This window comes from Thermostichus lividus PCC 6715 (assembly GCF_002754935.1).
Taxonomy (GTDB): Bacteria; Cyanobacteriota; Cyanobacteriia; order Thermosynechococcales; family Thermosynechococcaceae; genus Thermosynechococcus; species Thermosynechococcus lividus.
In genome coordinates this window covers 1,161,270-1,179,237 of the sequence record NZ_CP018092.1, presented here as the reverse complement: position 1 = coordinate 1,179,237, position 17,968 = coordinate 1,161,270, and the positions used below count along the sequence as shown (strand labels likewise).

Annotated in this window: 21 protein-coding genes and 1 pseudogene; 11 read left to right on the top strand and 11 right to left on the bottom strand. The window is 52.6% G+C overall.

From position 1 onward, the window contains the following. The first annotated feature begins 534 nt into the window (after positions 1–534). Entirely contained in the window at positions 535–1,257 is a 723-nt protein-coding gene (tpiA, locus tag BRW62_RS05935; protein ID WP_099798681.1) for a triose-phosphate isomerase, read from the top strand. On the opposite strand, the gene BRW62_RS05930 is transcribed toward tpiA, so the two are convergent. Further along, the gene (locus BRW62_RS05930) at positions 1,247–1,684 is read right to left on the bottom strand and encodes a hypothetical protein (protein WP_198406186.1); all 438 of its coding nucleotides are present in this window, start codon (positions 1,682–1,684) and stop codon (positions 1,247–1,249) included. The two genes, tpiA and BRW62_RS05930, sit on opposite strands and share 11 nt — an antisense overlap. 408 nt (positions 1,685–2,092) lie before the next feature. On the opposite strand from BRW62_RS05930, the gene BRW62_RS05925 reads away from it, so the two are divergent. Then, complete coding sequence (locus BRW62_RS05925) at positions 2,093–3,337, top strand: vWA domain-containing protein (protein ID WP_099798679.1); 1,245 nt, start codon at positions 2,093–2,095, stop codon at positions 3,335–3,337. 48 nt (positions 3,338–3,385) lie between these two features. Here the strand turns inward: BRW62_RS05925 and BRW62_RS05920 are convergent, their stop codons facing one another. Next, positions 3,386–4,165 (bottom strand): SAM hydrolase/SAM-dependent halogenase family protein, encoded by a 780-nt coding sequence (locus BRW62_RS05920; RefSeq protein WP_099798678.1) that lies wholly within the window; start codon positions 4,163–4,165, stop codon positions 3,386–3,388. Positions 4,166–4,256: 91 nt separating this feature from the next. Between BRW62_RS05920 and hisH the strand changes: the two genes are divergently transcribed. Then, positions 4,257–4,937 carry an imidazole glycerol phosphate synthase subunit HisH gene (hisH, locus tag BRW62_RS05915; protein WP_099798677.1) on the top strand — a complete coding sequence of 227 codons (681 nt, stop codon included), beginning with the start codon at positions 4,257–4,259 and terminating at the stop codon, positions 4,935–4,937. 22 nt (positions 4,938–4,959) lie between these two features. Here the strand turns inward: hisH and BRW62_RS05910 are convergent, their stop codons facing one another. Further along, entirely contained in the window at positions 4,960–6,624 is a 1,665-nt protein-coding gene (locus tag BRW62_RS05910) for an iron uptake porin (protein WP_099798676.1), read from the bottom strand. A 223-nt stretch (positions 6,625–6,847) separates the two neighbouring features. Between BRW62_RS05910 and BRW62_RS05905 the strand changes: the two genes are divergently transcribed. Together BRW62_RS05905 and BRW62_RS15140 are read left to right on the top strand one after the other, a co-directional pair. Further along, entirely contained in the window at positions 6,848–7,378 is a 531-nt protein-coding gene (locus BRW62_RS05905; RefSeq protein WP_099798675.1) for a DUF721 domain-containing protein, read from the top strand. Positions 7,379–7,430: 52 nt separating this feature from the next. Next, positions 7,431–7,511: pseudogene (locus BRW62_RS15140) on the top strand (IS1 family transposase); the annotation flags it as partial. Here the strand turns inward: BRW62_RS15140 and BRW62_RS05895 are convergent. Next, the gene (locus BRW62_RS05895; RefSeq protein ID WP_099798674.1) at positions 7,503–7,748 is read right to left on the bottom strand and encodes a four helix bundle protein; all 246 of its coding nucleotides are present in this window, start codon (positions 7,746–7,748) and stop codon (positions 7,503–7,505) included. The pseudogene BRW62_RS15140 and the gene BRW62_RS05895 overlap by 9 nt on opposite strands. Before the next feature lie 41 nt (positions 7,749–7,789). Here BRW62_RS05895 and BRW62_RS05890 point away from each other — a divergent pair, with 41 nt between their 5' ends. Next, positions 7,790–7,996 carry a Rossmann-fold NAD(P)-binding domain-containing protein gene (locus BRW62_RS05890; RefSeq protein WP_227517610.1) on the top strand — a complete coding sequence of 69 codons (207 nt, stop codon included), beginning with the start codon at positions 7,790–7,792 and terminating at the stop codon, positions 7,994–7,996. 496 nt (positions 7,997–8,492) lie between these two features. Next, on the top strand, positions 8,493–9,083 hold the full coding sequence (locus BRW62_RS05880) for a chromophore lyase CpcT/CpeT (protein ID WP_099798673.1): 591 nt from the start codon (positions 8,493–8,495) through the stop codon (positions 9,081–9,083). Here BRW62_RS05880 and lgt read toward each other — a convergent pair. The 3 genes from lgt to rpmI are packed head-to-tail and all read right to left on the bottom strand — an operon-like array spanning position 9,080 to position 10,498. Further along, positions 9,080–9,886: a prolipoprotein diacylglyceryl transferase gene (gene lgt, locus BRW62_RS05875; RefSeq protein WP_099798672.1), complete on the bottom strand. Its 807-nt coding sequence runs from the start codon at positions 9,884–9,886 to the stop codon at positions 9,080–9,082. The two genes, BRW62_RS05880 and lgt, sit on opposite strands and share 4 nt — an antisense overlap. Before the next feature lie 19 nt (positions 9,887–9,905). Continuing rightward, entirely contained in the window at positions 9,906–10,265 is a 360-nt protein-coding gene (rplT, locus tag BRW62_RS05870; RefSeq protein ID WP_099798671.1) for a 50S ribosomal protein L20, read from the bottom strand. Between the two features lie 35 nt (positions 10,266–10,300). Continuing rightward, positions 10,301–10,498: a 50S ribosomal protein L35 gene (rpmI, locus tag BRW62_RS05865; protein WP_099798670.1), complete on the bottom strand. Its 198-nt coding sequence runs from the start codon at positions 10,496–10,498 to the stop codon at positions 10,301–10,303. A gap of 72 nt (positions 10,499–10,570) precedes the next feature. Here rpmI and BRW62_RS05860 point away from each other — a divergent pair, with 72 nt between their 5' ends. The 3 genes from BRW62_RS05860 to BRW62_RS05850 are packed head-to-tail and all read left to right on the top strand — an operon-like array spanning position 10,571 to position 12,049. Then, positions 10,571–10,969 (top strand): hypothetical protein, encoded by a 399-nt coding sequence (locus BRW62_RS05860; RefSeq protein WP_099798669.1) that lies wholly within the window; start codon positions 10,571–10,573, stop codon positions 10,967–10,969. Between the two features lie 11 nt (positions 10,970–10,980). Next, positions 10,981–11,712 (top strand): photosystem II S4 domain protein, encoded by a 732-nt coding sequence (locus tag BRW62_RS05855; protein ID WP_099798668.1) that lies wholly within the window; start codon positions 10,981–10,983, stop codon positions 11,710–11,712. 25 nt (positions 11,713–11,737) lie between these two features. Next, complete coding sequence (locus BRW62_RS05850) at positions 11,738–12,049, top strand: hypothetical protein (protein WP_157768332.1); 312 nt, start codon at positions 11,738–11,740, stop codon at positions 12,047–12,049. A gap of 9 nt (positions 12,050–12,058) precedes the next feature. Here the strand turns inward: BRW62_RS05850 and BRW62_RS05845 are convergent, their stop codons facing one another. Both BRW62_RS05845 and BRW62_RS05840 read right to left on the bottom strand, forming a co-directional pair. Next, on the bottom strand, positions 12,059–13,393 hold the full coding sequence (locus BRW62_RS05845; RefSeq protein WP_099798666.1) for a hemolysin family protein: 1,335 nt from the start codon (positions 13,391–13,393) through the stop codon (positions 12,059–12,061). A 247-nt stretch (positions 13,394–13,640) separates the two neighbouring features. Further along, positions 13,641–15,194 (bottom strand): glycoside hydrolase family 3 N-terminal domain-containing protein, encoded by a 1,554-nt coding sequence (locus BRW62_RS05840; RefSeq protein ID WP_099798665.1) that lies wholly within the window; start codon positions 15,192–15,194, stop codon positions 13,641–13,643. A 211-nt stretch (positions 15,195–15,405) separates the two neighbouring features. Here BRW62_RS05840 and BRW62_RS05835 point away from each other — a divergent pair, with 211 nt between their 5' ends. Then, positions 15,406–15,549, top strand: coding sequence for a nicotinate phosphoribosyltransferase (locus tag BRW62_RS05835; protein WP_099798664.1), 144 nt, complete (start codon positions 15,406–15,408; stop codon positions 15,547–15,549). 8 nt (positions 15,550–15,557) lie between these two features. Here BRW62_RS05835 and BRW62_RS05830 read toward each other — a convergent pair whose 3' ends face one another. Then, on the bottom strand, positions 15,558–16,091 hold the full coding sequence (locus BRW62_RS05830) for a TolB family protein (RefSeq protein ID WP_099798663.1): 534 nt from the start codon (positions 16,089–16,091) through the stop codon (positions 15,558–15,560). 616 nt (positions 16,092–16,707) lie between these two features. After that, positions 16,708–17,904, bottom strand: a complete 1,197-nt coding sequence (sat, locus tag BRW62_RS05825; protein ID WP_099798662.1) for a sulfate adenylyltransferase — start codon at positions 17,902–17,904, stop codon at positions 16,708–16,710. Positions 17,905–17,968: the final 64 nt, after the last annotated feature.

Below are 17,968 nucleotides of genomic sequence, written 5' to 3'. Positions count from 1 at the left end.
AGAGGGGATTCCCAAAGGATGCTACGCAACGGGCTGAAGCCGCGTTGCTTCGCTTTTCCCTTGAGCTGTCACCCACAACTTAATGCGGGTGGGGGCAGTCAAAGACCCCCTACTCACCTCAAGCATTTCTGCTATTGGGACTACGTTTATGTTTCGGTTCGTGGTTTCGCACTTTTCAACACTAGCCAATTCGATACGCTCAACATCCTGCCATTGCTTGCAGTGGTTTAGGCTTGCCGCCAAAGCGGTAGTGACTTACTTGCCGGGATTTCTCCGTACTAGGATGTCTCTTCGCGTAGTTGATACGTCTACTTTCCACGTCTCTAGTTTAACACATAGAGAGGGCTAAAGCCCCCTGAGTTGGCTGTATCCCCTCGCTAAAGCGGAGGGGTTTTAGCCCGCCCACATCACTACTATAATGCAGCTTTTAGGGCATCTTCAACTCGCCGAGGCAACCTCAAGAAACACTGAGGGGGACAGTGGGTATGGTACGCTTAAATACGCCAACTGTTTCGCAGGGGAGATCAATTACGAGTGCGTCCGAAGGTTCTTGCTGGCAATTGGAAAATGCACAAAACTCAACAGGAAGCAATTGCATTTCTGGGAGAGTTTCTTGGCTATCTGGCGGACACCCCCGGCGATCGCGACGTGGTGTTGTGTGTTCCGTTTACAAGTTTAAGTGTACTTTCCAAAAGCCTGCACGGCACCCGGGTTAAACTAGGTGCCCAGAACGTTCACTGGGCAGAGCAGGGCGCCTTTACGGGTGAAATTTCTGCCCCAATGCTTGTGGAACTAGGAGTGCGCTATGTCATCATTGGCCATAGTGAGCGGCGGCAGTACTTTGGCGAAACCGATGCCACCGTTAACCAACGGCTCAAAGCGGCTCAAAAGCACGGTCTAACCCCTATTCTCTGCGTGGGTGAAACGAAAGCCCAGCGCGATGCTGGCGAAACCGAGGCGCACATTTTCAATCAGTTAGCCTTAGATTTGGTAGGGGTTGATCAAACTAACCTAGTGATTGCCTACGAACCCATTTGGGCGATCGGAACCGGAGAGACCTGTAACGAAAATGAAGCCAACCGCGTGATTGGCCTCATCCGTAGTAAACTAACCAACGCCGATGTTCCCATTCAGTACGGTGGTTCCGTCAATGTCAACAACATTGAGGCCATTATGGCGCAACCTGAAATTGATGGCGTTTTGGTGGGGGGAGCCAGCCTAGAAGCCGAGAGTTTTGGCCGCATTGTTAATGTATGATGGTTTCCTTAACCACGAAGTTAAAGCCTTGTACAACGCCCAACTCCTGCGGTATAGGCAGAGGGTTATTCCAGCCCACTGGCTGAACCGTGACCAGCGGTGAAGGCTTTTTCAGGTTACCCCAGAGGTACACGTTTTCCCCCAGAAACCCTTTAGGAACTTGGATCTTGTAGGTACAACTGGTGCGAGTTGCATTGCTGAGAACGGCAGTGCTGCCCTCTTGTTGGGGGAAGTCTCCGGGCGTGTGTGGGTATTTCGTCATCCCAACTGTTAAGTCGTTGCAGGATACAGAAGGGGGCTTATCAATTTTACCCATAATCGTAGGGTTAACCTGGATATTATTGGGAACATTGAATTGTGCTGGTGTTGAACCGGTCGGTGCAATGGTAGAGGGGGCAGGAACTGCCTTGCTTAAGGTTGGTACCACAACGGTTGCTAGGCAGGCAAGCAGTAAGCTAGTGTTCTTGAACATGGGTGTACCCTTAGTTGCTGGTGAGAGAGTGCTATCAACACTGCTGGCTCAAGCCTTTTGTGTTGATACTCCTTATCTTAGGAAGAGCCACAATACAGCGGAGTGGCAGTTCTCACCTGTAGGACATGATGTTTATCACATCTGCCCTGTTACGTCGAGGTAGGATTCTCCAAGAACGTACCATAGGATATGTAGCGCAGGTGAACTACCGCTATTGGGTGTTGCTGAATGTGGCTATGAATCGCCCTCATCCCCAACCCTTCTCCCCAGGGAGAAGGGAGCTAAGATTCTTGTTCCCTCTCCTTTGGGAGAGCGCTAGGTTAAAACTATGCTTGATGAAAAAAAATTGCACAAGGAATAGCTATGACGGTTGAACTGGTTGCCAGACTTAGCGATGCTGTTGTTTCGGCTCAGCAGGGCGCGCAACGCCAATTAGAGCTAACCTTGACGGCGCAGCGACAACAGCAGGAACGCGCCCCCCTCAATCTCTGCCTGATTTTGGATCACAGTGGCTCGATGGCGGGCGAACCCCTAGCAATGGTTAAACGGGCTGCTCAATCCTTAGTGGATCGTCTGGTGGCCGGCGATCGCCTCGCGGTGGTTGCCTTTGATCACCACGCGAAGGTGCTGGTGCCCAACCAAGTTGTGCGGGATAAAGAGACCATCAAAGCTAAAATTGCTACCCTCGAAGCCAATGGTGGTACGGCCATTGATCATGGAATGAAGTTGGGTTTAGAGCAACTGGCTCAGGGGAAACAGGGCACGATTTCCCAAGCATTTTTACTCACGGATGGCGAGAATGAGCACGGCGATAATAAGCGCTGTTTAGATTTAGCTAAACTGGCCGCAGAGTACAACATCACCCTGAACACCTTGGGGTTTGGGGTTCATTGGAATCAGGATGTTCTTGAGCAAATTGCCGATGCGGCTAGAGGTCGCCTGGTTTTTATTGAATACGCTGAACAGGCGATCGCCAGTTTCCAATCCCTCTTTCAGCACATTAGTACCGTGGACTTTACCAATGCCCATGTTGTGCTGACCCTGAGCAACCTCGCCCAACTGGCAGATTTCAAACCCGTGACCCAAGTCGCTCCCGACACGATTGAACTTAACTACGAAACCCACGGTACCGATCAGTACACGATTCGTGTGGGAGATCTATCGGCCACCATTAAGCGTACCCTCTTGATTACCCTCTATACCCAACCCCTACCGCTGGGTACCCACGTCATTGGGGCGGTTCAGGTACGCTACGACGATCCCGTGCGTCAGCAGTCTGGCCTACTATCTGAGCGGATTCCCCTTACCCTCGAGGCGGTAGCCGACCATACCCCAACGGTTGATCCTCAGGTGCAGCAAAGTATTTTTACGGTCGAGAAATACCGTAAAACCCAGATTGCAGAAACCAAATTACAGTCTGGTGACACCGCCGGTGCGGCCACGTTTTTGCAAAGTGCGGCTAGAACTGCCCTGCAAATGGGGGATACCGAGGCGGCAAAGGTGCTACAGGAATCGGCTACTGAACTACAGCAACAGTCTGCCCTGAGTGAGTCTGCTCGCAAGCGCACCCGTATGGCCTCGAAGACGGTCTTGAGCAAGTCTCCTTAATTGAGGGTTGCAGACTTCCCCATCTTCGGCGGGGGAGTGCATCCATCGCTAGAGCAAGCAAACGGTGTCACCATTCCGACAACCCAGAACCTTTTCGGCACTGCCACCATTGACCGCCACTTCAATGAAACCGTGACTGCCTACCAATGCAAGGCAGGAACCGGGAGGGCGATCGCCGTAGGTATTAACCAAGGCAACCCGGTGTCCGGCAATTTCAACAACCCCTTGGCAGCCATGGAGTAGCGCTGCAGGTAGGGTGGTAATGACATTGCCAAAGTGGTCAATGGCCTGTACCCAGCCCCGCACTCCCTCTGGGGTCACTTGATAGTCAAGCTGGGGTAAGCACATGAGACTGTTGGGGTCAAGGGGGGTACCTAGGGTCAGTAAAGGAACACCGGCTGCTAGATGTGCTGCCACGGGAGCAAAAATATCGCGGCCATGGAATGTGGCACTAGGGTTGGGATGACGCCAGAACTGGGGGCGATTCAGCTCCACCGCGATTTCAACAGGGTAGCGGTGCAAAACGTGGGTAAATACTCCATTATCGGGGCCGACGCAGTATCCTGTCCCTAGCTTGAGGGCGATCGCCCGCCGCAACGTGCCCACCCCCGGATCAATAACAACCAGATGAACCGTTTGGGGTGGAAAATAGGGCAGTGCCTGCAACAGTTGAAACCCACCAGTGCGGCAGTCCTGAGGCGGCACCTGATGGCTGAGATCCACCCATCGTACCCGAGGATTCACTGCCAGCATTGTTCCCTTCATAACCCCAACATAGACATCCGTATTGCCGAAATCTGTTAGTAGCGTTACTAGTGCGTCATTCATGATCCATTCCTAGGCGCTCCAGTGTTTGGTGTGAGGTAATTTACACTAGAGAGGCGTATCCTAAGCTGACCTATTTTGAGAGAGAACGCTTGTGACTTCTGCCACGATCGCTATTATTGACTATGACATGGGGAATCTCCATTCCGTGGCTAAAGCCCTTGATGTGGTTGGCGCTACGCCCATTGTCAGCGATCGCGCTGCTGACATCTTGAGTGCGGATGCTGTCGTTTTACCGGGAGTGGGTGCCTTTGATCCCGCAATGGCTCGTTTACAGGAACGGGGGCTAGTAACCGTTATCCATGAAGTCATTGCTAAGGGGATGCCTTTTTTAGGCATTTGTTTGGGGCTGCAAGTTTTGTTTGAGTATAGCGAAGAAGGTACAGCCGCAGGATTAGGCGTGTTTGCGGGTGCGGTGAAGCGGTTGCAGTCGGAACCCAACCTGACGATTCCTCACATGGGCTGGAATCAACTCACTCTGAAGCAATCGGATGCCCCCCTGTGGCAGGGGTTACCCCCCCGGCCGTGGGTTTACTTTGTTCACTCCTACGTTGTTGTGCCGGCCGCTCCACAATTGGTGGCCGCGACTGTCCAGCACGGTCAGCAAACGGTGACAGCAGCGATCGCCCACAAGAATGTAGTTGCCTGTCAATTCCACCCCGAAAAATCGGGTGCCATCGGTCTAAAAATACTGGAAAATTTTGTTCGCTTTGTACAGCAGTCTCCCCCTGCGCCGGTGGCGATCGCAACCTCAGCCCCATCCTCAGAGGGATAGTGAACCTCCCCCAAACAGAGGCTTAGAAACTGAACGTAGTGCGAATTAACCCTTGCAAAATTGGGCTATTGGTTGAACTGTTGTTGGCATTCGTGATCGCCATGAACACTGGCGTGACAGCAATGTTATCACTGAGGGGGTAGCGGAAGAAAAGTTCGTAGTTCGTCTGGGTTGAGTCATTGATGCCCGGCACTGAGCCAAGCGAGTTAATAAAGGGTTGACCCACTGCCCCAGCCAATAAGGTACCTTCTGTGAATAGATCCCGATAGGCAAGCCCTGCCATCCAGGTTTGTGCGGTTGTATTTACCTGTCCACCTGCTGGGATGACAAAGACCCCCGGATCGACGGCAAAGGGGCCCAGTCCCAAAATCGTTGCCCCTGCGCCGTAGAGCTTGACCCCTGAGTAGCCATAGCGACCAAACAGGCCAAACCTGCCTAAGGTTAACTCGACGTTTAGCCCCCCTGCATTTTGGGAAATATTGAGGGTAGAAGAGTTCGTGTACTGTAACCGCACCGCAACATTATTTTGCTCATTTGCGCCAAAGGTGCGCGCGTACTCCAACTCAATGCTGCCTTGGTAAGGATCCCCAAACAGCCCACCGTTCACCGGTGCACCAGCAATTCCAGCGGCGATCGCATTCGTGGGTGCTCCAGCGGTCGCTGCAACGTAAACACCGCGCAATGTAAAGGAGCCTCCCCCAGGATTCCAGACAATGCTGCCGCCTGCACCACCCGGTCCATCCACAGGAAAAGGAACAATCAGACGGTTGTTGATAAAGAAACCGGAGCTAAAGTCACTGAACGAATCATTTGCATAACTATTGCCATCAATAATGTCACTGGGATAAAAGAGAGGGCCCGCCCCAATGGTTAAATGTTCCGTGGGCTGAAAACTATAGTAGAGACGGTAAAAATTGAGAGCAGGGCCAGCACCGAAATAGTCAACCGCACCAGCATTAACAAAGCCACCAACCCCCACACCACTGGCAGCAATCGCATCTAGACCGCCGTTACCAGTTTGTAGAGTCGTTGTCAATTGATCAGTGCCACGAAAACTGGTATTCAGGTTAATGTCAACCCGACTAATAACCGTGGGGTTATACCCTCCCCCCGTCAGTACGGTTCCAGTCACAGGATCAAAGACGCTACCGGTGTTCCCCCCTGCTTGGAAGGCCATGACCGCATCCACCGATAGTTTAGTGGTCGTAGAAAATTGGGTGGCTTCTAGGTTGGCAATGCGTCCCTCAACGTTATCTATGCGACCCCGCAGCGTGGCTAGCTCTGTGCTAAATTCTTCGGCGAGTCGCTGTAGCGTGGCTAGCTCTTCTTTGGTGGCAAAGCGATCGCTCACAACATCTAAACAGGCATTTAAGGCGGCAGCCATTTCAAAACGGGTCACGGCGCGGTTGCCGCGAAAGCTGCCATCGGGATAACCGGCAATACAGCCATATTTTTCCACTAATGATGCTAGTGCCTGATACGCCCAATCGGTGGGTTGCACATCGGACAGTTGCGACACTGAAGTAACTTGTCCCATGCGGTGGCTATTAGGGGCAAACTGCTCTAGCTCTGTAAGACCTTGACCACGGTTCAGGAACGATTGGGGTTGCGCAAGACTACCTGCCCCAGTAACCAGCAAACTGGCTGCGACAGTAGGCGCTAAGAAAATTGATGTCTTCCGACTCATAACTTACCTCACTTCCCCACACGGTTCCTTTTTTCAACCACACCCTGACTATACTCATGCTGTGGCTATTCCTTGATTATCATTATCACTGTCTTTTATCACCTGTCAAGCAAGGAATAGCCTCTAGAAACCGGCCTAGTCCTGCCAACGGCTATTGCCCTCTGATGGTGATCCCGCTGCCCACCGCCTAAAATTGTGGTGACCCCTATCTTGCTCCTCAACGATGGCTTACTCCTCTTTAGCCACTCTTCTCGATCGCCTAGGGCAGACAAGCGAATGGCAGCAGCCGCAGCATTTTTTGCGATTACTTGAGCAGTGGCCTCATATTGCTGGTGAAATAATTGCGCAACAGTCATTTCCGGTTAATCTGAACGCACAGGGAATCCTGACGGTGGCAGTAGCCAGCAGTACCTGGGCACACCACCTCACATTTTTGCGATCGCAACTCTTAGCCAAGATTCAGCACACCCTTGGCATTGAGCTTCAGGATATTCGCTTTTCCCATCGCTACTGGTCGGCGCCACGCCCTGCCCCCCCTGCAACCACTACTCCGTTGCAACGAGCCACTACCTTGCCAAAACTTCAGAATCCGGCCAAAACACCTCAAGAGGCGTTTCAGCGTTGGCAACAGCAAGTACAACAGCGATCGCGATCGCTCGGCACCTGCCCAGTGTGTCAGTGTCCCACCCCAGCCACTGAGTTACACTCTTGGGGAGTTTGCGGCCTGTGTTATGTTCGCCAGCGTCCGGTGTAACTAACTACCTTTGTGGGTATTAGGCGCGTCCAAGGGGTATTGCATCATATAGTTGCCGAATGCTAATGACCCTGAAGCAAGTCCTGAGGTAGCAAAACTCGATGAGTTGGAAACCTTTGTCGGCTCAAAAAAAAAGTCTGAGCCAGTAGTGAGTTTCACGGGCTTCTTTGAGGGCGATCGCATTTTTACTAATCAAATCGGCTCTACTTTGCCCTGCCTGTGCTTCTTCTAGGTTGGCACCAATCGAAGTACCAGACCGGATCAGTTGTTTACCCAACGTTCCACCCACCCCTAGCTGTTCATCCAAAAACTGACAGACCTTTACAATCCGCACTGCAAGCTCAAACGCCCTTTCCCGTATATCCTTCATTTACTTTTTCCTTTTACCTTTTTCCTTTTAAGACGGTTTTGGTGGCGGGTGCAAGTCGCGGTATTGGACTTGCGGTTGCAGGCCATTTGGTGGATCAGTGCGATCGCCTATTGGCGGTGTCCTGCACTTCGGCTCCGGTAGGCGAATGGGTACAGGTAGATCTATCTAACTTGGCAGGCATAGAAACGGTGGTCGACGCGATCGTAGATGAAGTCTTAGATATGCTGTTGTATATGGACGGAACCTAGGAAACCCACGCACTGACTCCTCAGTATCGCTTTGAAGTAATTGCCGTCAACCTAGTGGCACCCATTCGGTTAGTACGGGATCGTTGAGCAAGAGTCCCAATTCGGCTACTGTGAATGAAGGACACCATTACCGAAAACGCCGTAAAGCCCCTGCCTTCAGGCATGGGGATATGAAGGCGCATGTTGTGTTATCGAAAATTTTGGGTCTAAAAACTCGTCTTTTAGAGTGGTTTTAGTTTAAACTAAAACCAGAGGTAAGGGTAATCAACCTCTCTAAAAACCCAATAGCCTAACGGCTAGAAAACAACCTAAGTTTTTTTGGTTGGTTTAACAGTACCTTTGGGCAAAAGGGAACTGCCCCGCAAGGGGGAACGCTTGGGGAGATAAGCACCGCTGTTGTAGCAGGGCAGCCTGATGCGATAAGTGCTGTCGCAGAACCAAGAATAAGAATCCCCTGCCGTTAGGCACGGGGAGTATGTCAATTGATAGCTGCTGTATGAGCCACGCCACCGATGTGTTAACCCTTGGCCGTTGGATGGCCGCTGATTTTAGCAATCAAGCCCAAGCCTTTGAAAATCCGCCTTTTTATGCCCATATTCGCGTGTGTATGCGACCGTTGCCTAGGGGCGTGCTAGAGGGGATTGGGCTGTACGTTGAGCAAGCCTACGACTATCTGCTGGGGGTGCCCTACCGCACGCGAGTCTTGGAACTTTTGCCCGCTAGGGATCACATTGTCATTAAAAACTATGTGCTTAAGGACGAGAAGCGCTTTTTCGGCGCCGCCCGCGATCGCCAACGCTTAGCGCAATTAAGCGCCGATGACCTAGAGTTGCTGTGCGGTTGTAATATGCTCACCTACTGGACTGGGCATAGCTTCCGTGGGGAAGTAGAACCCGGTAAGGCCTGTAAAGTGGTGCGCAAAGGCCGCGATACCTATCTGGATAGTACGTTTGAAATTGATGGCGATCGCTTTATCAGCCATGATCGCGGTCGGGATCCTAACACCGATGAACACGTTTGGGGGTCTGTAGCAGGTCCATTTCACTTTGTGCGTTGGCAAAGCTTTGCCGAGGAAGTAGTCGCCTAATGCGACTGCCAGTCCGGCAAGGTTTTTCCTTGGCTGTAGAGACGAAATAACCCCCACACACCTAGGGCAATCCACGCCAAACTGACCACTTGAGCAATGCGCAGCGACCCCAGCATCAGGCTATCTAAGCGTAAGCCTTCAATCCAAAAGCGACCAAGGCTGTAGGCAATAGCGTAGGTCAGCAGCAGCGTGCCTGGCTTTTGGTAGCGGGGCTGGCCAAACAACCACAGCAGCAGGGCAAATACCGCTAGGTTCCAGAGGGATTCGTAGAGAAACGTCGGATGGTAATAGGCCTCTGCCAGTAACCCCGGCGGGCGGTGGTGGGCAGGAATGTACAGTTTCCACGGTAAATCTGTGGGGGCACCAAAAGCTTCGGAGTTAAAAAAATTGCCCCAGCGGCCAATGGCTTGCCCCAAAATCAAAGAGGGGACAATGACATCCCCTATTTGCCAGAAGGAGAGCCGTCGCCAGTAAGTAAATAAGGCCATTGCTGCCATTCCCCCCAAGATGGCACCGTGAATGGCAATCCCACCGCGCCAAATCTGAACTACTTGATCAAGGTGTTCTTGGTAATAAGCCCAGTTAAACGCAACGTAGTAAAGGCGCGCCGCTGGAATGGCACCGATAACCAACCAAATGGCTAAATCGGCAATCACATCGGGATCCAGTTGCCGCTGCCGAGCGAGGCGCTGACTGAGCCAAATACCAATAAAAACAGCAACGGCAATCAGCAGGCCATACCAACGGAGGGAGATTACCCCCAGATTCAGCATGGCACCGGGGGACTGAAAAGTGGCAATCATGCCCCAACTACCTCGTGAGTCAAGGAGTTGAAGTGGAGCGGGCAGTGCTAATCACTGTTGCAAAGGCATCGGCATCGAGCACGGCAAGCTGTGCCAGCATTTTGCGGTTGAGTTGAATATCGGCCTTTTTGAGGGCGCCAATGAGTTGGCTGTAGCTCATGCTGTGTTGCCGCGCCGCTGCATTAATGCGGGCGATCCACAGTCGCCGGAAGTCCCGTTTCCGCCGCCGGCGATCGCGATAGGCGTTGCACAGCGCCTTCATTACCACCTGATTAGCGGTGCGGAATAATTTGGAGTGGCCAGCTCGGTAACCTTTGGCTAGCTTGAGAATTTTTTTACGCCGTTTGCGGGCAACGTTACCCCGTTTAACCCTTGCCATACGTTAATCCTTCATGATAGGGAGCCGAGTGTGTTTTAAGCGTAGGGCAACATCAACGAGACCCGCTCAAAGTCCCGTTCGTCCACCAGCGCTTTTTGGGAGAGGCGATTTTTGCGATCGCTCCCCTTGTGCTCAAGTAAATGATTTTTATTGGCCTTGCGGCGGATAAATTTGCCACTGCCGGTAGCTCGAAAACGCTTGGCGGCAGAACGACGAGTTTTCAGCTTTGGCATAGTCTTGCCCTATTTTAGACACAGTTTTCTAGTGTACTATTTTGAGAAGAGTTTTGGCAAGATTGCGCCCCCATGGAACTGCGGTTTATTCCCGTTGAAGAATTTTACTTTGCCTTGACATTAGCCGTGCGCACCCTCGAAGACATCGGTGATGCAGCCTTGGTCGAGCAGATGCGATCGCGCCTTCAGGAGCGGTTTGGCCAAGCGTCAACCGTAGCGGCAGGACGGCAAAACACCTTTAATTATGTGTTTCGAGTTGAGGGGGTCGATAACAGCCCGGCCTCCCAGCTTGTGATCTCCATTGCAGATTGGCAGGGCAAAATTCGCCTGAGCAGTGACTACGGCTGGAGTTTAGACCCCCAGCGCAAAACCATTCGCACCGAGAAGTTTAGCGATCGCCCCCGGTTTTGCCAGCAGCTGAAGCACTATCTAGCGCAGTGGCTGGATGTACCGCAGATCACAACTCTTTAGGTGGAAGAATTATGTCGGCGATCGCGGCACTGGTTGATACAGCGCTTAAAACGTGGTCAGTCCTCCATACCCCCTTTCTGCCGCCGGATGAGCTAGCAGCGGTGCTGACTGACATCGGGCAGCGGGTCGATGTCCATGCTCAGCCCTGGGGTGGGTATCCCCAAGCAGAGCGCTGCCGGTTGGCGATCGCCCCTGCGGAGCTATCCCTAGACGATCAGCGTCCTCCCCTAGCCTTGGTGCGCATTAGCGGTAACTTTCTGTTTGACCCCGCCACCTATATCGATTTTGAGTCAGCCCTAGAGGCAGCGGGTGTAGCTGCTGATGACTACGGTGATATTATCCTTTTAGGAGAGCGAGGTGCGCAAGCAATTGTCAACCCCGACAGCCTTCCCTTAATCACTACCGCACTCAAGCAGGTTCGCACAGTGCCTGTAACCGTTGACCCCTGTCCTTGGGATCAATTGGCCGTTGCACCGCCGCAAACCAAGCATCTCACCACCGTCGAAGCTTCCCTGCGCCTCGATGCCGTTGCCTCAGCTGGATTTGGCCTCTCCCGCAGCAAAATGAGTGAATGGATTAGCAGTGGTATGGTGCGCGTCAACTGGCACGTTGTGCAGCACCCCCGGTATGCCGTCAAAGTGAACGACCTCATCACTATTCGAGGTAAAGGCAGACTCGTGATCCAAGGGATTCAAACCACAAAGAAAAATCGCTATCGTCTTGAAATGGAGCGCACCCGTTGATCCGGCTTCTGTTCTGAGGATGGGGATGTCCGGTGTCACCTACCCCCGACACTCATCTTCGTTGAGTAAATACAATTCACACTGGCAAGTGAACCCGCCAACACAACTGGCCGAGTTGGAACCACTGGAGGATACCTTTAAGGGGGTGGGGGTGTGGTGCGATCGTGGGATATTGCGCGGCGATCGCCAAGGGGTGGTGTATCGCTATGCCGCTAACACACTACAGGAGGCTTGGGACACAGGCTGCACCGACATCACCTGTATGGCTGTTCAGGGAACTGCGATCGCGATCGCAACAGCGCAGGGAACTGTAGCTGTATGGGAGCAGTTGCGCTAACTTGCCGCCCTAATCCTGATGATCCTGTTCATCCTGTGGGTCGTCCTCCCCCAGCAGTTCGCTCACCAACACCTTATCAACGCGGTTGCCGTCCATATCCACCACTTCAAACCGTAGTCCATCGGTTTCGATGTAATCCCCAGATTGGGGGATACGGCCAAAGAGGGTAATAATCAACCCCCCAAGGGTGTGGTAATTAGCACTCTCTTCTTCTGGCAACGTCTCTCGCCGCAGGAGTTCCTTCAGTTCATAGGCCGAGAGCAAGCCATCCAACAACCACGAGCCATCTTCGCGTTGAATAATCTGGGGTTCTTCCCCTTCCTCATGGCGGAGGCTGCCGACAATTGCTTCAATCAAGTCATTCAGGGTCACTAGGCCCTCAATGCCGCCGTACTCATCGGTGATCAGAGCCATGTGCTGACTAGACTGGCGAAATAACTCGAGGACATCAAGCGCGCGACGACTTTCAGGCACAAACAGGGCAGGCTGCAACAGTTCCTTCAGGTTCACCTCCTGCTGGGTGAGCCGTGCCGCTAGGAAATCCTTTGCAGAAATAATACCAAGGCACTGGTCAATCGTTTCCTCGGCCACTGGAAAGCGGGAGTGAAACGTCCCCAGAATCTCTGCTTCAATTTCCTCAATCGGGGACTCAATATCTAACCAGACAATATCGGTGCGCGGGGTCATCATGGATTGAATAGGGCGATCGCCGAGGTTGAAAATGCGCGCCACCATATCCTGTTCCGCCACTTCAAACAACCCCGCCTGTGCGCCTTGCTCAATCAACACCTTAATTTCATCTTCGGTGACGGTTTGTTCTGCGGTTGTGGAAATTCCCAACACTTGCAGAATACCGTCGGTAGATACACTCAGGAGATGGACAATCGGGGCAGCCAATTTCGTGAGCCACATCATTGGCTTGGCAATGTTACAGGCAATCACTTCGGGATAGGTCATGGCAATGCGCTTGGGGACTAGCTCGCCAATCACCAACGAAAGATAGGTAATGCCCGTTACCACAATGGCAATGCTCAAGGGCTGACTGTACTGCCCCAGCCATGGCACCGGAGCCAGTGCCCCCTCTAACCGCTGGGCAAGGGTTGCCCCTCCCACTGCACCACTGAGAATGCCAATGAGGGTAATGCCAATTTGCACTGCCGAGAGAAAACTATTGGGCGCATTGGCCAGCTTCAGAGCAACTTTAGCTTTGCGTTTGCCGCGCTTTGCCAACTGTTCAAGACGGATTTTACGAGCGGAGACAACGGCAATTTCAGCCCCTGCAAACACGCCATTCGCAATGATGAGCAGCAGCACGAACAATACTTCAAGGCCAGCGGCAGACATCCCAGTTACTCTTCTAGAGATACCACCAGAGTAAACGTTCCTCTACAGCATTGTTGGTGCTCAGGAGGACTTGAGGCACTGCTACATCTGCTGCCGATGTCTATCTCCATGATGCTCTAAGGGGATCTCCTCTGCCAGATTTGCTATAGCAGTCAGGATACTGGAATCTTCGAGTCTCTACAAGGGGTACTTTCAAGCCAGTTCAGTGTGGCTGCGATGTAACATTCCAGTGCAGAAGGCTGCCCCACTAGCCTGCAAGAGCTGGCAGGGCGATGGCTTGGGCAGCGGGTGAGTGACCATAGCTAAACACCCTTGGCAGGTTGGCTGGCAATGCACCAGTGAGTTCTCTATAGACATAGGGGCTGCCATAGACTACTAACGCTGCCACTGCCCCTTGCTGTTGCAAATGCTGGAGAGTGGCGATCGCGCTCGTGCTGAGTCCAGCGTTGCCGCGAAAGGGATTGCCGCGACTAAATACTTGCACAAGGGTAGGTTTAGCCGCTAGGGCGGTAATGGCATCCACGGGCGTGAATTGATCGATGACCAGTCGTTCTTGAAAGCCCCACTGGGGGGGAAGGGTGAGGGCAGGGCAGGTGCGGGGTAAAAAACTGCTTCGCAGGGCATCATCCACAATCAGGCAGTTCACCCCAAGGGGCACCGCTAAGAGTTCTTTGCCGGCGCGCTGTAAGCTTTCCTCTTGGATGGCGGTTGCAATGGCCACCGCAGGCGTAGTCTGGCAGTAGTCTAAATCAATTGCTAGGTTATGCAAACGAGCTTTTGCCTTTTGGATGCGCTGCAGCGAGGCCTGAATCCTGTCTGGGGAGATCCGCCCCGACTCCACTGCTGCTACCACCGCCGCAATGGCGGCAGGCGGATCTGGGGGCATCAGTAAAATATCGGCACCCGCTTCCACGGCTTTGACGGCAGCGGCGGCGGTGCCATAGGTATTGGCGATCGCCCCCATCACCAGCGCATCGGTGACAATTAACCCCTCAAACCCCATCTTTTGGCGCAGAATTCCCGTCAAGATGGCAGATGAGAGTGTGGCTGGATACTCTGCATCCAAGGCGGGTAAGAGCACATGGGCACTCATAACACTATCTACCCCGGCGGTAATGGCTGCTTGAAAGGGAGGCCATTCAATGACGTCAAGGCGATCGCGATCGTGGGGGAGAACTGGCAGTTCTAAGTGGGAATCGGTGGCGGTATCGCCATGCCCCGGAAAATGCTTCGCCGCCGTGAGAACTGGGAACTGACGGGCACCACGAATAAAGGCTTGGGCAAGGGCACTCACCAAGGCTGGGGTTTCCGCAAAGGCGCGGACATTAATGACCGGATTAGCCGGATTATTATTGACATCCACCACCGGCGCTAACACCCAGTTCAGCCCCAAGGCAAGGGCTTCCGCTGCGGTAGAGGCTCCCATGGCCGTTGCCAGTTCAATGGCGCGATTTAGATCTCGCTGCGCAATTGCCCCTAATGCCGCTGGGGGCGGGAATTCCGTGGCACCACTAAAACGTTGACCCACGCCTTCTTCAATATCAGCTGCTAGCAACAGCGGTAGGTTGGCCCATCCTTGCAATTGACGACAGCGCTCGGCCACTTCAACTGCACTGCCCCCCAAAAGGATCACACCCCCTACCCCTAACTCTTGCACCCATGTCTGGAGGGTGGTGGCATCGGGTTCCCAAGCCGGATACTGAATCTGGCGATCGTAGCGATAACCACTGGCTCGCACCACCACCATTTGCGCAACCTGCTGGGCAAGGGAGAGATGATCCCATACGTTCAAATTTGTCATGTAGGATGGCACTCAATCAATGTTGGACTCCTAGCGTACAACCGCTGTTTTATTCTACCGCCGAGCCGCACGAAACATAACACAATACTCTTTTACATATCAATACCTTCCTTAGGGAAGTTATCAACAATTATCTCAGCCCTTCTCAGCAACGGGGATCAATTTTCTATAGTAAAAGTAGAGCGTGAATTGCTTGCTTAGGAGTTGACCTATGTTGAAATCATTACGACAAAAACTACAGGGGATGATGGAGTTCTTGATGGAAGCCTTTGGGCGGATCTTTACCCCTCGCAATGACCATTATCCCTCCACTGGGGTGCAACCCTTTTCGGGAACTCGTCCCCGCAAAAGCTAGTTAATGTCTCAATTATCCGGTGCCACAGGTAGCGGAGAGCGTACACCGCGATCATAAATTTCAATATTCCATTGGCCATTACGGTCAGATTGGAAGCTCACAAAGCGGCCATCACCGCTAATTGCCGGAAATTGTACCTCTCCTTGCCATGTGGCGGTAATAATGTCTTGCTGCCGCGTCAGGCGATCGTACACCACAATATCTGACCTGCCGCGGGCTTCTGAGCGAAACGCAATATAGCGACCATCACCACTAATACTTGGTTGATCTTGGACAATGCCCGGGCGGTTTAAGCCGGGCAAGGGGATCAGTTGCCGCTGCGCTACATCAAATAGAAAAATGGCACGATACCCGGGGCGATCGCTCACAAAGACGAGATAACGGCCATCATAGGAAAGCTGTGGTGATTCTTCGCGTGCCAAGGAATTCAAGCCACCACCCAAAGGTTCCGTGGGGAGTAATAGATAGCTACCGCCCCAACAGCCGCCTAATAATACCAGCAATAGCCCGTAAAAGAGCAGGTTAACACCATGTTGCAGCATAGGTTAAGGAATATAACAGATATTTAATTTCAACTTAACGTTTGGCAGATTTAAAACGGCTATGCTAACTTAAAAGTAGGCACAGTAAATAACAAGTTAACGACAAGAGTGAACTTAGAGCTTGTGCCGCCTCGCTCTTGGGTTCGGGACAAAGCAAGGCTACTACAAGATACCTCAACTCTATCTTGAGGGTTCTGTCTTGAAAGTAGTGTTCAACCCATGTAGTTCATGTCCGCGATCACTGTTTCCTTTCATGCTTTGTCCAGCCTTGTCGTTTAGTGGCTGTTGTCGAAGTCCCCACGTTGTTGCAAACAGGGAGGTTAAGGCAAGCTTAGCTAACTTTCAGTTAATAATAGTTGCTAGCACATTAAAGTACCGTCAACGTTGACACAGAGAGTACGCTGAAAGACAGCCAAGAGTGCACGACTCCAAGCCTAATCGGTTAAGATGCGAAGAGGGGTCTGAGTTGTTACAAAAAGCCACATTTTGTCCACACTAGTTGTTGAGTAAAAACTATCGTTGCTAACAGCTGTAGGGGTCAGGTTGCCGTCAACGTGACCCCCTCGTTTTGCTAATGTCAGAGACGGAGGCAGTGTCCCCCACCCCCTGTGCTAGATCACAGAGCGCTCAGGTGCGGTTGTCGCATTGCCCGAGCCAGTTCAGCAGCCACCTCAGGGCGAGAAAATTCTGGAGGCGGCAGTTCACCCCGGCGTAACATTTCTCGCACTTTAGTGCCAGACAGATGGATCCGCTCCTCTGGTTTACTAGGACTGGTTTTGCTTGTGGCCATAGACTGGGTGCGGGTGCAGTAGAAGGCGTGCTCAAATTTTAAGGGGACAATGCCAAGAGCTGCCGGATCAAATTCATCAAAGATGTGCTGGGCATCGTAGGTGCCATAGTAGTCCCCTACCCCCGCATGGTCGCGCCCCACAATAAAGTGAGTACAGCCGTAATTTTTACGAACAAGGGCATGGAAAATCGCTTCCCGCGGGCCAGCATAACGCATGGCAGCCGGGTTAATGGCTAAAATGACCCGATCCCGAGGATAGTAGTGCTCTAGCATAATTTCATAACAGCGCATCCGTACGTCCGCTGGGATGTCATCTTCCTTCGTTGCGCCGACAAGGGGATGCAGAAATAGGCCATCGACGATTTCTAGGGCGCATTTTTGGATGTATTCGTGGGCGCGGTGAATGGGGTTACGGGTTTGGAATCCCACAATGGTGCGCCAGCCTTTGCTGCGGAACAGGGCGCGGGACTCCACCGGATCGATACAGTAACTCGGAAATTGCGGGTGAGGGTGCCGCTCCAAGAGCCAAATGGGGCCGGCTAAATTCACCTCTCCCTGTTGATAGACAACGTTGACACCCGGATGCTTGTCGTCTTCTGTACGATAGACACAGCGGGCTTCGTGGCGTTTGTCGTAGGTATATTTTTCGGTCAGCTCGAGAATACCAAGAAACTCACCGGCGGCGTTGTCAAGGCGGATGGTCTGACCCAGCTCTAGGGGCGCGGCGACCTCAGCAGTAACAGAGAGGGTAATGGGAATTGACCACGGTAGGCCGTTCTCTAGGTACATCTCCGTAACTACCCGCTCGTAGTCCGCCTGTCCCATAAACCCTGTCAAGGGGCTAAAGCCGCCAATGGCAATAAGTTCTAAGTCGGACACGGCTCGCTCGTCAAGGCGCACGCGCGGTAGCTGATCGGCGCGATCGCGCCAGTACTGCTTTTGTTCAGGGGACAGAATTCGATTCACCAAGATACCCCCATGGGGGGCGATCGCATCGTTTATTTCACTGACGTCGCTCAACATTAAACTCCTTGCGGTCGATCGTTGCAAAACTTCATAACATAGAAGTCATTATCGATGGGATAGG